Source organism: Allobosea sp. LjRoot90, from assembly GCF_964254315.1.
Taxonomy (GTDB): domain Bacteria; phylum Pseudomonadota; class Alphaproteobacteria; order Rhizobiales; family Beijerinckiaceae; genus Allobosea.
Genome location: NZ_CAXUTF020000003.1, coordinates 283,345 through 296,041 on the forward strand (window position 1 = coordinate 283,345; position 12,697 = coordinate 296,041).

A 12,697-nucleotide genomic window follows, 5' to 3' on the forward strand; every position below is an offset into this window, starting at 1 on the left:
CGTGATCCTTTCAGCCGCGGCCGAGCTCTCTGCGTACCAGGGCGGCTCCCGCCGCAAGCGCCGCCAACTTGCCATAGGCGACATCGAAGGGCATCGGCGCCAGGCCGCAATTCGTGCAGGGGTAGAGCTTCTCGGGAGCGACGAAGGCGAGTGCTGCGCGGATCGTCGCCGCCACCTCTTCCGGGGTTTCGATGGCGTTGCTGGCGACGTCGATCGCACCGGCCAGCACATCCTTGCCGTCAAGCAGCCTGATCAGCTCGAGCGGCACCTTCGAATTGCGGCATTCGAGCGAGACCTGGTCGATCGAGCTCCTGGCGATCACCGGAAAGGTCTCCTCATAGTGACGCCATTGCTCGCCGAGGGTCGCCTTCCAGTCGATATTGGCCTTGATGCCGTAGCCATAGCAGATATGGACCGCCGTGGTGACGGACAGCCCCTGCGCCGCCCGCTCCAGGCAGGCGATGCCCCACTCGGCCACCGCGCCCATATAGACGTTGAAGGCCGGCTCATCGAACTGGATCACGTCGACGCCGATCCCCTGAAGCTCCTTCGCCTCCTCGTTCAGGGCCGCGGCGAAGGCCATGGCGAGGTCCTCGCGCCGGCCATAGTGCTCGTCGGCGATGGTGTCGACGATCGTCATCGGCCCCGGCAGCGTGAATTTGAGCTTGCGCTTCGTGTGCGCCCGCGCCGCTACCGCCTCCATCCGGTGGACCGCGCCCTTGCGCCGGATCGGCCCGGTGACCGTCGGCACCTCCGCCTCGTAGCGGTTGTTGCGGATGCCCATGATCGTCTTCTTGGCGAAGTCGATGCCGTCGAGATTGGCGAGGAAGCCGTGGACGAAATGCACCCGCGCCTGCTCGCCATCACCGACGATGTCGAGTCCGGCATCCTCCTGCAGCTTGACCGAGAGGATGGTGGCGTCGCGTTTGCCGGCTTCCAGCGCCTCTCCGTCCAGCTTCCAGGGCGCCCAGAGCCGCTCGGGCTCGGCCAGCCAGAGCGGCTTCGGCAGGCTGCCGGCGAGCGTGGTCAGAAGCATGGCGTTTCCTTTGCCGTTGAGCCGACATCCGATAGGGGCCACTATCAGCCGAACACCACGGGGCCGGCAATGCAGGCGGATTGGGAACTGGTGCGGGCGCCGCCGCGGCCCGATCTGGCGGGCGCCGTGCTCGGCTATACCGGCTATCGCGAGCACCGCGCCGAACCGATCCTGCGCCGCGAAGTGCCCGGGCTGATCCTGCCGCTGATCATCAACTTCGCCGCCCCCTTCACGCTGTCCGTCGCTGGCGGCGAAAGCACCGCGCCGCAAGGCTTCACAGCCGGCCTGATCGACCGCCCCGTCCTGGTTTCCTCCACCGGCCTCGCCGCCTGCGTGCAGGTCGATTTCACCCCGGCCGGCGCTTATGGCTTCTTCCAGCTCGACCAGCGCGACATGGCCGGCCGCATCGTCGACCTCGACGATCTCGGCGAATTGCGCCATCTCGGTCCGCGCCTGCGCGAGTGCCGGTCCTGGGCTGCGTGCTTCGCTTTGCTCGATCGCGTCATCGGCCAAAGGCTGGCGCGCGGGCGCAGCCTGTCGCCGGAGGTCGCTGCCGGCCTCGCCTGGCTGACGGCGCGGCGCGGCAGGGGCCGCATGCGCGAGCTCGCAGCCGCAGCCGGCTGGAGCGAGCGCCACCTGACCCGGCGTTTCGTCAGCGAGACCGGCGTCGGGCCGAAGACCATCGCCCGCATCCAGCGCTTCGAGCATGCGCGCGAACTGGCGGCGCGCGACCGTCCCGGTGGCTGGGCCGCGATCGCCCAGGCCGCCGGCTATGCCGATCAGGCCCATATGACCCGCGAATTCACCGCTCTGGGCGGCCTGCCGCCAGCCGCTCTCGCCCGCAACGACGCCGGCGAGCACGGCATCCTGGAACCCGGCTGAAGTCCGTTTCGTTCAAGACCACGCGCGCCCGATCGGCTTTGCTGGCGCGACACGCAACCGGAGACCCCGCAAATGCCGCAACCCGCCGCCATCTATTTCAGCCTGCGCTACCGCGATGCGGTCAAGATGGTCGACTGGCTCGTCGAGGCCTTCGGCTTCGAGAAGCACGCCGTCTTCCTCTCGGATGACGGCAGCAAGGTCGTGCATGCCGAGCTGCGCCTCGGCGAGGGCATCGTGATGTTCGGCTCGAGCGAAGGCACCGACTTCGCCAAGCTCGTCCAGACACCCGCCGAGCTCGGCGGCACCACCGCCTCGCCCTATATCGCGACGACCGATATCGACGCGCTCTGTGAGCGCGCCCGCAAGGCCGGCGCCGAGATCTGCATGGAGCCGACCGACCAGACCTATGGCAGCCGCGACTTCATCTGCAAGGACCCGGAGGGGCACATTTGGTGCTTCGGCACCTACCGGCCGGGGGCCGCCTCGGCCTGACCGAGAGCCGGAACAAGTGGAGCCCTCATCCTGAGGAGCCGCGCAGCGGCGTCTCGAAGGATGCTCCAGGAGCCTCTGGAACCAGCTGGAGCATCCTTCGAGACGCAGGCTGACGTCTGCTCCTCAGGATGAGGGCTGGGGGCGTCACGCCACCGCCAGCTTCGGCCGCGCCTTCAGCATCAGCCAGCAGACGATCGAGAGGTTGATCAGGTTCCAGGCGAGGCCGTTGAGGAAGGCGAGCCGGTAGGACGAGGTCGCGTCGAAGATCAGTCCCGAGACCCAGCCGCCGAAGGCCATGCCGAAGATCGTCGCCGACATCACCACGCCGATGCGCGCCCCCGCTTCGCGCGGCGGCATGTAATCGCGGATCGCCACCGCATACATCGGCACGATCCCGCCCTGGAACAGGCCGAAGATGCCGGTGACGATGAAGAGCGAGCTGAGCCCGTCGAACCAGAGATAGAGGAAGAGCGCCATGCCCTGCATCAGCGAGGACAGAGCGAGCGTCGCGGTGCCGCCGATCTTGTCGGCGACGAAGCCGGAGCCGATCCGGCTGACGATGCCGAGCGCCATCATCACTGTCAGCATCTCGGCGCCGCGCGCCACGCCATAGCCGAGGTCGCTGCAATAGGCGACGATATGGACCTGCGGCATCGACATCGCGACGCAGCAGCAGAAGCCCGCCACGACCAGCAGCAGCTGCAGCTGGTTCGGCGAGAGCCCGAGGCTGCCGCGTGCACCGGCGCTGGTCACCTCGGCCGCTGCCAGGGTCGCCGCGTTCGGACGGCGCCGGAACAGCGGCGCCAGCGGCATCATCACCGCGAACGCCGCGATGCCGAGCCACAGATGCGTCGTGCGCAGGCCATGCGTCTCGACGCCCCAGTTGATCAGCTGCGGCCAGAACATGCCGGCGAGATAGCTGCCGGACGCACCGAAGACGACGGCGAGGCCGCGATAGCGCTTGAACCAGTGCGACAGGTCGGCGATCAGCGGCGAGAAGCCTGTCGCGGCGCCGAGCCCGATCAGGAAGCCATGCGCCAGCGTGAACTGCCAGAGCGTGCCGGATACGGATGCCAGCGCATAGCCGGCGGCCAGCAAACATGCGCCCAGCACGATCGGCCACATGATGCCGAACCGGTCGACCAGGCGGCCCATGACGATATTGCCGATGCCGAAGCCGATCATGGCGAAGGTGTAGGGTAGCGTGGCATCGGCGCGCATGACGCCGAATTCCTGCTGCACCGCCGTCACTACCACGACAGCCGACCAGGAGCCGACGCAAGCCACCGTCCCGATCAGCAGGGCAAGCGCCAGCCTGAACCAGGCATAGGGCGAATCCGGCGCATAGCGCGCGTCCTGGGCGTCCATGTTTCCTCGCGAGCGCGACGGAGAACGATCTTCTCTCTGCCCGAGCATTAGGCAGCGTTGAACGCCGCCACAAGCGCGCGGGCGCCGGGGCGATGCAGCGCGGATGTGGGTGCATCATGCCACTCTACCCGCAGCGCTTGCCATTGAAGCGGCCGGCTCGGCATGCTGTGCGCCTTGTCCCCGGGAGCGTGATGGCCAGGATCTGCATCTACGGCGCCGGCTCGATCGGTTGCTATCTCGGTGGACGGCTCGCCGCCGGGGGCGCCGAGATCGGGTTCATTGGCCGCCCCGGCATCGGCGCAGAACTGCAGGCGCATGGCCTGACGCTGACGCATTATGATGGCGGTAGCTGGCGCGTACCACCGGAGGCGATCGCATTCGGGGCCGAACCGAGCGCAGCCGCAGCTGCCGATCTCGTTCTGGTCACGGTGAAATCAGGCGCCACTGCGCAAGCCGCGGCCGAGCTTGCCGGCGTGGTCTCGCCCCATGCGGTCGTGATCAGCTTCCAGAACGGCATCGGCAATGCCGATACGCTACGCGCCGCCCTGCCCGGCCGCACCGTGCTCGCCGGCATGGTGCCGTTCAATGTCGTCAGGCGCGGCCCCGGCGCCTTTCATCAGGGCTCCGAGGGCGAACCCGAGGTCGAGGAGGCGACCGTGCTGGCGCCTTTTCTTGCCGATTTCACCCGTGCCGGCTTCGTCTTGCGCCGGCACCGAGACATGCTGCCGGTGCAATGGGCCAAGCTGCTCTTCAACCTCAACAACGCCGTCAACGCCCTCTCCGGCCTGCCATTGCAGCAGGAGCTGGCGCTGCGCGACTATCGCCGTTGCCTTGCCCTCGCCCAGGCCGAGGCGCTCGACTTATTGGCACAAGCCGGGATCGCGCCCGCCCGGCTGACGCCGCTGCCGGCGCGCTGGATCCCGGCGCTGCTGCGCCTGCCTGACGCGCTCTTCGCGCGGCTCGCCCGCAAGATGCTGGCGATCGACCCGTTGGCCCGCTCTTCCATGGCCGACGACCTTGCCGCAGGCCGCCCGACCGAGGTCGACTGGATCAATGGCGAGGTCGTGCGTCTCGCGCAGCAGCGTGGCCAGCGGGCGCCGGCGAACGAACGCCTGGTTTCATTGATCAAGGCGGCCGAAAGTGAGAAAGCGCGCTGGAGCGGAGAAGCCCTGCTGGCCGAATTGCGGATAGCCGCCGAGCGCGGCTAGTTCAGCCCTTGCGCCCGGTCAGGTCGGCATATTGCTCGGCCGGGAGCGGGCGGCCCAGCATATAGCCCTGCATGTAGTTGCAGCCCTCGTCGATCAGGAAGTCGAGCTGCTCGCGCGTCTCGACGCCTTCCGCCACCACCTCGATGTCGAGCGCATGACCGAGCGCGATGACCGCGCGCGTGATCGCCGCCGCCTCCGAGGCGACGCCGAGATTGGCGACGAAGCTGCGATCGATCTTCAGCGTCGAGAGCGGGAACATGTGCAGATAGGAGAGCGAGGAATAGCCCGTGCCGAAATCGTCGAGCGCGATGCGCACGCCAAGCGCCTTGATCCGGTGCAGCACCAGCATGGTCCGGTCGAAATCGGTGATCATCACCCCTTCGGTGATCTCGAGCTCGAGCCGCTCGGGCTCGAGGCCCGTCTCGACCAGGATTTCGTCGATCAGCGCCGGCAGATCGCCGTGACGGAACTGCAACGGCGAGACGTTGACGGCGATGCGCAGCGGCTTCTCCCAGCTCGCCGCCTCGGTGCAGGCCTGGCACAACAGTTCCCGCGCCAGCGGCAGGATCAGCCCGCTTTCCTCCGCCGCCGGAATGAAGTCGGAGGGAGGGACCACGCCGCGCTCGGGATGCACCCAGCGCGCCAGAGCCTCGAAGCCGGTCAGAACCCCCGCCGCCGAGAAGACCGGTTGGTAGTGCAAATGCAGCTGCTTCTGCGCGATCGCGGCCTCGAGGTCTTCGGCGAGATCATGCCGCTCGCTCGCAACACCGGGACCGGGCTGCGGCCCCGACGCGACGTCGACGAGCACATTGACCGCGCCGGTGAGTTTACCCGCGGCATCGTAGAGCGGCGTCGGCAGCGGCATGATGCGCACGCGGCTGCCATCGGGCCGCTCGGCCAGCGCCTCGACGCCCCGCACTTCGCGTTCTTCGCGCAACGCGATCGCCATTGGACAATCTTCGAGCGGCAAGGGCGAACCGTCGGCCCGAAACAGCTTGTGGCTTATGCACCAGCGATCGCGGCCGAGCTCCGGCTCGCGTCCGACGAGTTGGGCAGCTGCCCGATTGAAATAGGTCACACGCCCGTCGGCATCGGTCGTGTAGAGCGCGATCGGCAATCGCGCCACGAGCTCGCGAAACCAGCTATCGCTGCCGCAGCCGGGCCCCATATCCTGGGATTTGTCCGGTTTCTGGCTACCGGGGGGCTTCGGAGGCATGCAAGCGGTCTCGATCCGACAGGCGACATGACGGTATCAAAGCCGGAAAAACCGAATAAAGTTTTAAATGGCAGGAGCGCCCAGCGGCAGCGCAGCCAAAATACTTAACCGGGTTATCGAGAAACGCCTCATCGAAATGGTATAATTCAAGTCAAATTCTTTGAATGTCCCAAGGGCACAGCGATATTCACTTGAATATAAAAACTTTAATCGATTTACACGGATGTCCACGCGAAACATTTCTCTGAATGCGACAGAGATGATCGTAAACCCTTATTTGAACAGGCGTTCGTCTTGCTCGTCGATCAACTGCCTGGCTTTGACGATGGCGAAATCCGCGGCCTCATCGGCCCCCGGAAACCGATCGGCCCGGATGAAGCGATGGCTCTTCACCTCGCCGTCGATTTCTTTCTCGATCACGCCAGCGAGCTGCTGCTGCCCGCCCTCGGGGAACGGCGTCGCATGGATGGTGAAGCCTTTGTACTCGGCACTCTTCAGCGGCGCGGCAGGGCCGGCCGGCTTGGCTTCCTTGCGACCGAACAGGGATTTGAGAAAGGACATGGCGGGCTCCGTCTGACCCGCGCTGTATAGCGCAGATCGGGGCTGCTTGGCCAAGGGGCCAAGAAGCCAAGAAGCCAAGCCATCCCTCGCGGATCTGCAGAATGGCAATGGCGACCCGCAGCACGAGCTTGCGCGTCTGCTGCGGTACGGGCCACTGGCGAAACGGCGTCAGCATCACCATGTTTCTTGAAGACAGGGCGGAATAGAGGCCCGTCCACCTTTCGCGCTTTTCTTGGCCCGCTCTGTCGCAGGAGCAGCCATGACGCGCTTCTTCAAATCTCTTCTGCCGTTCTTGCTGGCATTGCCACTTCTATCCGGCAACGCCCGCGCGCAGGCTCCCGCCGGTCTTGCCTGTGCCGATCGCAGCCTGGCGACGACGCAACTGCATGAACTCTATGGCGAGCGCCGGATCGGCTACGGCCTCGCCGCGAACGGCAACGTGATCGAGCTCTTCGCCGCTCCGAACGGCTCCTTCACCCTGTTCGCGACCTTGCCGCATGGCGTGAGCTGCCTGATCGCCACCGGGCAGTCCTGGGAGCCGTCGCCTGAGTACGAGCACTATGCTGGGCGGTGAGAGCTCGGCAGGTTGCGCTGACAGATGGCGCAACGCTCCCAGCGTGAGCGGGACAGCCACCCTTTTCCCCACATCACCTCCCCGCTGACGGGGCGGTTGCGTTTCCCGTCAGAATAATACCATACTGGATGGTACTATTTAGGAGATCAGCATGAACATCTGGCTCGCCCTTGCCGCCGCCCTAGCGGCTGCTACCACGCTGATCCACTTCATACTCGGTGGCAGGCACGTCGCCGCACCGCTGCTGGCGACCGAGCGGCTGCACGCCGTGCCAAAGTTCACGATGTACTATTGCTGGCATCTGGTGACGATTGTGCTCGCCGCGCTGGCGCTCGCCTTCGGCCTCGCGGCGACCGGTCAGGGCAGCCGCGACCTCGCCCTCTTCGCCACGGCCGGCGCCGCGCTGTTTTGCCTCTGGAGCCTCGCCATGGTCGCCCTGTTCCGCTTGCGGATCGCGCATTTCCCGCAATGGGCGCTGTTCGCCGCGACCGCCGTCAGCGGCGCGATCGGCCTGTGGCAGTGACATCCCCTCCCCCGCCTCGCTTCCGCCGGAGCGACTGGCTCGCGCTCGGCCTAACCGCGCTCGCTGAGCAAGGACCGGCCGGGCTGACGATCGAGGCGCTCTGCCGGCGCGCCGGCAAGACCAAGGGCTCGTTCTACGCGCATTTTCCGGCGATCGAGGCCTATCTCTCCGCGCTCGCCGGGCATTGGCGCGAGACCTACACGCTTCGCCTGATGCAGGAGGCCGACAAGAGCGAAGTGGCGCAGGATCGGCTGATCGCGCTCGACCGGATGGCTCTTTCCCTCGACATGCGTGTCGAGCAGGGCATGCGCCGCCTCGCCCAACTCGATGCCGGGGTCGCCTCGATTTGTGCGGAGGTCGACCGCGAGCGCATCGGCTATCTGGTCCGGCTCCATGGCGAGAGCGGGCGCTTCACGTCCGAGGAAGTGCTTGCCCTCGCCCGCGTCGAATACGCCGCCTTCATCGGCTTCCAGCAGCTCGATCTCGGCCTGTCGCCGGACGAGCTGCACGAATGCTATCGCTCCTTCACGCGGCTGCTTGTCCGCTCCGCGAAGGACTGACGGCTCAGGCGAGATGCAGCACGACCTCGCGCCGATGCGGGCTGGTGCGGTGCTCGAACAGGTAGATCCCCTGCCAGGCGCCGAGCGCGAGCCGGCTGCCGCTCACCGGGATCGAGAGCGACACCGGCAGCACCGCCGCCTTGATATGGGCCGGCATGTCGTCCGGCCCCTCGGCGCGATGGGTCAGATAGGCCATCGACGGATCGTCCGCCGGCGGCACGAGCCGGGCGAAGAAAGCGGCAAGATCGCGCCTGACGTCCGGATCGGCATTCTCCTGGATCAGCAGCGAGCAGGAGGTATGACGCACGAACAGCGTCAGCAGGCCGGCATCGACCGCCGCCTCGCGCACGAAGCGGGCGACGGCGTCGGTGAATTCGTAAAGTCCCGCCCCACGCGTTTCGACGACGAGGCGGATCTGCTTGCCCGCCATCAGCGCTCGGTCAGGGCGAGCTTGGCGCCCAGCGCGACGAAGGCCGCCGCGAAGGTGCGCCTGAGCCAGGCCATGACCTTGGGCCGCGTCACCACCTTGTCGCGCATCGCTGCGGCGAACAGGCCGTAGAGCGCGAAGACGATGAAGGTCATCGCCATGAACACGCCCGAGAGCTCAAGCATGCGCGCCATCGGACTCGCCTCGTTGGCGGCGATGAACTGCGGCAGGAAGGCGACGAAGAAGATCGAGAGCTTGGGGTTCAGCACATTGATCGCGATGCCGTCGACCAGCACGCGCCAGGCCGAGCGCTTGTCGGCCTTGGTCTCGACGCTGAGCGCGCCCTGCTCCTTCAGCGTCTGCCAGGCCATCCAGAGCAGATAGGCGACACCCGCATATTTGACGATCTCGAAGGCGAGCGCGCTCGCATGCAGCAAGGCCGCGAGGCCCATCATCGCGGCGAGCAGATGCGGCACGATGCCGAGTGTGCAGGCGAAGGAGGCGAGCACGCTGGCCTTGGCCCCGCGTGTCAGCCCGGCGGCGATGGTGTAGATCGCGCCCGTCCCGGGCGAGGCGACGATGATTAGCGAGGTCAGCAGGAATTCGGGGGACATGCCTTGCTCCACTTCCTGCGAAGATGCCGGAGCCGCATCGATATCCCGGTCGCGGGCGCCTTGCTAGCCCAGCCCCTCGAAGATGCCCCCGATCACGGTGACGACCGCTTCGCCGGTCGCGACGACGACGGTGCCGACGCCTTCGACCACGGTCCCGACCGCAGCGCCGACCACCTCGCCGACACCCTCGAACATGACGTTGCCGGCGATGTCGGCGGCACTGCCGAGCGCATCGGCAACCGAACCCGACTGCTTCTGCGCTTCCTTCTCGACTTCCGCCTGCACCGCCACCTGGGCGGCTTCAATCTGGGCGGGATCAGGGATGCCGGTCATGCACGTTCCTCTCGAGCGAATATCACCATCCTCGCGGTGACCTTAGCAGAACTGTGGCGGACTGAGCAGATTCTGCTTGCCTCCGGCTTGCCGCCGACCTAGGTGAGCGCCGCGCGTCCCTTTGGGCGGCCGTAAGCGTCTCACGTCAGGCAACGCATCCACCCGGCTCAGCGCCGCCAGGATGCAATGTGGCCATGACGGCGCGGCCTGTTCTCACGGATGTTCCCATGACTCGTTCCCGCAAATTGCCCGCGCGCTATGGCGCGCTCGTCACCCCGTTGATCCTCTCCGGCCTGATGACCCTGATCGTCTCGGGCATCTCGACGCTGCGCGTGCTCGGGCCGACGCCAGCCTTCCTGCAGAGCTGGCCCGGTGCCTGGGGCCTGACCTGGCTGATCGCCTTCCCGGTGCTGCTGCTGGCGCTGCCGATGGCCCGCCGGCTCACCGCGATGCTCGTGGCGCCGGCAGGCTGAGCCGGGACGGAGCGAGCTCAACCCGTCCGCGCGATATCGTGGACCGCGGCGAGCAGGCGCTCGATGTCCTGCTCGTTCGTGAGATAGCTGACGGAGGCACGCACGATGCCGGCGAGCCCGCGTGCCTCCATGTCGAACGGTGTGTAGGCGGGCCCGTTCGCCCCGACCGAGATCCCGGCGCTCGCAAGCCGGTTCTTGACCGCGTTGACGTCGAGGTCATCGACGGTGAAGGAAACCAGCCCGGACCGTTGCTGCCCGAGATCACGGATGGCGACGCCGTCGATGGCGGCAAGCTCGGCCCGCAACTGCTTTGCGGTCAGGTCGATCTGGTCCCGGATCGCGGGCACGCCGAGCGCCAGCGCCTCATGGAGCGCGACGCCGAGCCCCAGCAGCAGGGCGACCGCGTGTTCGCTCGTCTCGAACATCCTCGCATCGCTGCGCGGCGCCGATCCCTCACCTGTCCAGGGCGCGGACAGGACGTCCGAGAACACAGGGTCGAGCCGCGCCTGGAAAGATCTGCGGACATAGAGGATCGCAGTCCCGCGCGGACCGCGCAGATGCTTGCGGCCCGCTCCCTTGAGCACGTCGCAGCCAATCGCTTCGACATCGACCGGAATCTGGCCGAGCGCCTGGCCGGCATCCACGAAATAGGGAATGCCCGCCGCACGCGTCACCCGGCCAATCGCCGCTGCATCGTTGATCAGGCCGCCATTGGCGGGCAGCCAGGTCAGCGCGACCAGGCGGACACGCTCGTCGATCATCGCTGCGAGCGCCTCCGGATCGACCGAACCATCGTCGCGGCAGGCGATGACGTCGATCTTCGCTCCGGCGCGAGCAGCCGCGCGCTGCATGGTGGCGAGATTGCCGCCCCATTCCTGCCGCCCGACCAGAATCCGATCACCAGCCTGCAGCGGCGGCAGAGCCGCAAAGGCGAGCCCCCAGCCGGCCGAGCCGCTCGAGGTGAAGGCAATTTCGCCAGCCGTGGCGTTCAGGAGCCGGGCCGCATCCGCCCGTGTCTGATCGAGCCTGCCCTGCACAGCGACGGCCGCCTCATGCGGGCCAAGCGTTGCCTCGCGCCGCAGTTGCTCGGTGATCGCAGCGAGCGTGGCAGCGGAGATCAGCGATGCGCCGGCGTGGTTGAAGTGGACACTGGTCGCGCAGCCCGGCGTCGCGGCACGCAGCATCTCGACATCGAGGCAACCCATCAGCCGATTTCCGTCGGCTGGGCGATCGCCCCGATCTCGAAGCTGGGGTCGCACAAGGACAGACAACCCCCTTCCCGCGTCGTAGACAGGTCGTTGGCAGCGGCAGGCGGAGTACGCCTCAGCATCCGCAGGCGTTCGGCGATCACCATGGTCGAAACCCTTTCGAGCTCGACGATGGCAGGGCTGCGTCCGCCCGACCAATTCGAACGGCGGCGCTCTGTGATCGATCTGGCTCATGAGTCTGGCTTCATGTAAGGCTTCGCATCCGATCGCTGGGGACCTCACGGCATGCGTTCCTCACCCGTCCTGCCACCGCTCCATGCGCTGCGCGCCTTCGAGGCTGTCGGCCGCCTCCTGAGCTTCCGTCGCGCCGGCGAGGAATTGCTGATCACGCAGAGTGCCGTCAGTCACCATATCCGGACGCTGGAAGAGGCTCTGGGAGCAGAGCTGTTCGAGCGCCGGGGCCGCAGCATCGCATTGACCGCAGCGGGCGCGCGCTATCTCGACAGCATCTCGCGGGCCTTCGCGCTGGTCGCCGACGGAACCCGCGACGTCCGCTCACAAGCGTCCCGCCAGACATTGAGGGTGAGCCTGCTACCATCCTTCGCCGCAAACTGGCTGGTCTCTCATCTCGCCCATTTCCGGGCCGCTTATCCGCAGATCGAGCTCGTCCTCGACCCCACGTTGAATCAGGCCAATCTCGCTGCGGGAGAGGCGGATATCGCCATTCGCTACGGCGTCGGCGAATGGCCGGGCCTGCGCTGCGAGCTGCTCGCCACCGAAAGGCTGATGCCGGTCTTGAGCCCGGAGCTGGCGGCGCGTCAGCCCCTCGCAAACCCAGCCGACATCCTCGGACATACCCTGCTCATCAGCCATCGCCCTACCGAATGGGAGGCCTGGTCCCGGCATGCCGCGCTCGACCTCGCCGCAGCCAGCCGGCTGCAGCTGACGGACTACAACATCGTCCTGCAGGCCGCCCTGGGCGGTCAGGGGGTTGCGATGGGCCGGAGCCTTCTGGTCGCCGATTATCTGCGTCGCGGTGCGCTGGTCGCGCCCTTGCCGGGTTTTGCGACCGCGCCAGGACTTGGCTACTGGGTGGTACTGCCGAACCGTGCCGAGATGAGTCTGGCAGCCATGGCGTTCACGGATTGGCTCAGGCAAGAAATCGCCGGACACTGAGAAGTCCGCAAGGCAGCGCTGCGATACCGGATTGCCGCAAACGGCC

General features: G+C 66.9%; 16 protein-coding genes. 8 read left to right on the forward strand and 8 right to left on the reverse strand.

Features of this window, described 5'->3' with window-relative positions; genetic code table 11:
* Positions 1-10 precede the first annotated feature (10 nt).
* A complete protein-coding gene (locus tag ACSQ3M_RS13390) occupies positions 11-1,036 on the reverse strand; it encodes a methionine synthase (RefSeq protein WP_436150573.1) in 1,026 nt (341 codons plus the stop codon).
* A 69-nt stretch (positions 1,037-1,105) separates the two neighbouring features.
* Here ACSQ3M_RS13390 and ACSQ3M_RS13395 point away from each other — a divergent pair, with 69 nt between their 5' ends.
* Together ACSQ3M_RS13395 and ACSQ3M_RS13400 are read left to right on the forward strand one after the other, a co-directional pair.
* Positions 1,106-1,918 carry a helix-turn-helix domain-containing protein gene (locus ACSQ3M_RS13395; protein WP_436150574.1) on the forward strand — a complete coding sequence of 271 codons (813 nt, stop codon included), beginning with the start codon at positions 1,106-1,108 and terminating at the stop codon, positions 1,916-1,918.
* Positions 1,919-1,990: 72 nt separating this feature from the next.
* Positions 1,991-2,410, forward strand: coding sequence for a VOC family protein (locus tag ACSQ3M_RS13400; protein WP_436150575.1), 420 nt, complete (start codon positions 1,991-1,993; stop codon positions 2,408-2,410).
* A gap of 144 nt (positions 2,411-2,554) precedes the next feature.
* Here the strand turns inward: ACSQ3M_RS13400 and ACSQ3M_RS13405 are convergent, their stop codons facing one another.
* Positions 2,555-3,778 (reverse strand): MFS transporter, encoded by a 1,224-nt coding sequence (locus tag ACSQ3M_RS13405; RefSeq protein ID WP_436150576.1) that lies wholly within the window; start codon positions 3,776-3,778, stop codon positions 2,555-2,557.
* Between the two features lie 191 nt (positions 3,779-3,969).
* On the opposite strand from ACSQ3M_RS13405, the gene ACSQ3M_RS13410 reads away from it, so the two are divergent.
* A complete protein-coding gene (locus tag ACSQ3M_RS13410; protein WP_436150577.1) occupies positions 3,970-4,986 on the forward strand; it encodes a 2-dehydropantoate 2-reductase in 1,017 nt (338 codons plus the stop codon).
* Between the two features lies 1 nt (position 4,987).
* Here ACSQ3M_RS13410 and ACSQ3M_RS13415 read toward each other — a convergent pair whose 3' ends face one another.
* Complete coding sequence (locus ACSQ3M_RS13415; protein ID WP_436150578.1) at positions 4,988-6,202, reverse strand: EAL domain-containing protein; 1,215 nt, start codon at positions 6,200-6,202, stop codon at positions 4,988-4,990.
* 273 nt (positions 6,203-6,475) lie between these two features.
* Positions 6,476-6,763: an HlyU family transcriptional regulator gene (locus tag ACSQ3M_RS13420; RefSeq protein WP_436150961.1), complete on the reverse strand. Its 288-nt coding sequence runs from the start codon at positions 6,761-6,763 to the stop codon at positions 6,476-6,478.
* Between the two features lie 259 nt (positions 6,764-7,022).
* On the opposite strand from ACSQ3M_RS13420, the gene ACSQ3M_RS13425 reads away from it, so the two are divergent.
* From ACSQ3M_RS13425 to ACSQ3M_RS13435, 3 genes are all read left to right on the forward strand, one after another.
* Entirely contained in the window at positions 7,023-7,337 is a 315-nt protein-coding gene (locus ACSQ3M_RS13425) for a hypothetical protein (protein ID WP_436150579.1), read from the forward strand.
* Positions 7,338-7,488: 151 nt separating this feature from the next.
* Complete coding sequence (locus ACSQ3M_RS13430; RefSeq protein WP_436150580.1) at positions 7,489-7,860, forward strand: hypothetical protein; 372 nt, start codon at positions 7,489-7,491, stop codon at positions 7,858-7,860.
* Entirely contained in the window at positions 7,857-8,420 is a 564-nt protein-coding gene (locus ACSQ3M_RS13435; RefSeq protein ID WP_436150581.1) for a TetR/AcrR family transcriptional regulator, read from the forward strand. Before ACSQ3M_RS13430 ends, ACSQ3M_RS13435 begins: the two co-directional genes overlap by 4 nt.
* Before the next feature lie 4 nt (positions 8,421-8,424).
* Here ACSQ3M_RS13435 and ACSQ3M_RS13440 read toward each other — a convergent pair whose 3' ends face one another.
* The 3 genes from ACSQ3M_RS13440 to ACSQ3M_RS13450 form a co-directional block, all read right to left on the reverse strand.
* Positions 8,425-8,850: a secondary thiamine-phosphate synthase enzyme YjbQ gene (locus ACSQ3M_RS13440; protein ID WP_436150582.1), complete on the reverse strand. Its 426-nt coding sequence runs from the start codon at positions 8,848-8,850 to the stop codon at positions 8,425-8,427.
* Positions 8,850-9,461, reverse strand: coding sequence for a LysE family translocator (locus ACSQ3M_RS13445; protein ID WP_436150583.1), 612 nt, complete (start codon positions 9,459-9,461; stop codon positions 8,850-8,852). The genes ACSQ3M_RS13440 and ACSQ3M_RS13445 overlap by 1 nt, the downstream gene beginning before the upstream one ends.
* A 63-nt stretch (positions 9,462-9,524) precedes the next feature.
* Entirely contained in the window at positions 9,525-9,794 is a 270-nt protein-coding gene (locus ACSQ3M_RS13450; RefSeq protein ID WP_436150584.1) for a hypothetical protein, read from the reverse strand.
* Between the two features lie 227 nt (positions 9,795-10,021).
* Here ACSQ3M_RS13450 and ACSQ3M_RS13455 point away from each other — a divergent pair, with 227 nt between their 5' ends.
* Positions 10,022-10,267 carry a DUF2798 domain-containing protein gene (locus ACSQ3M_RS13455; RefSeq protein ID WP_436150585.1) on the forward strand — a complete coding sequence of 82 codons (246 nt, stop codon included), beginning with the start codon at positions 10,022-10,024 and terminating at the stop codon, positions 10,265-10,267.
* Between the two features lie 17 nt (positions 10,268-10,284).
* Here ACSQ3M_RS13455 and ACSQ3M_RS13460 read toward each other — a convergent pair whose 3' ends face one another.
* Positions 10,285-11,472 carry an aminotransferase class V-fold PLP-dependent enzyme gene (locus ACSQ3M_RS13460; RefSeq protein ID WP_436150586.1) on the reverse strand — a complete coding sequence of 396 codons (1,188 nt, stop codon included), beginning with the start codon at positions 11,470-11,472 and terminating at the stop codon, positions 10,285-10,287.
* A 288-nt stretch (positions 11,473-11,760) separates the two neighbouring features.
* Here ACSQ3M_RS13460 and gcvA point away from each other — a divergent pair, with 288 nt between their 5' ends.
* Positions 11,761-12,651: a transcriptional regulator GcvA gene (gene gcvA / locus ACSQ3M_RS13465; RefSeq protein ID WP_436150587.1), complete on the forward strand. Its 891-nt coding sequence runs from the start codon at positions 11,761-11,763 to the stop codon at positions 12,649-12,651.
* Positions 12,652-12,697 lie beyond the last annotated feature (46 nt).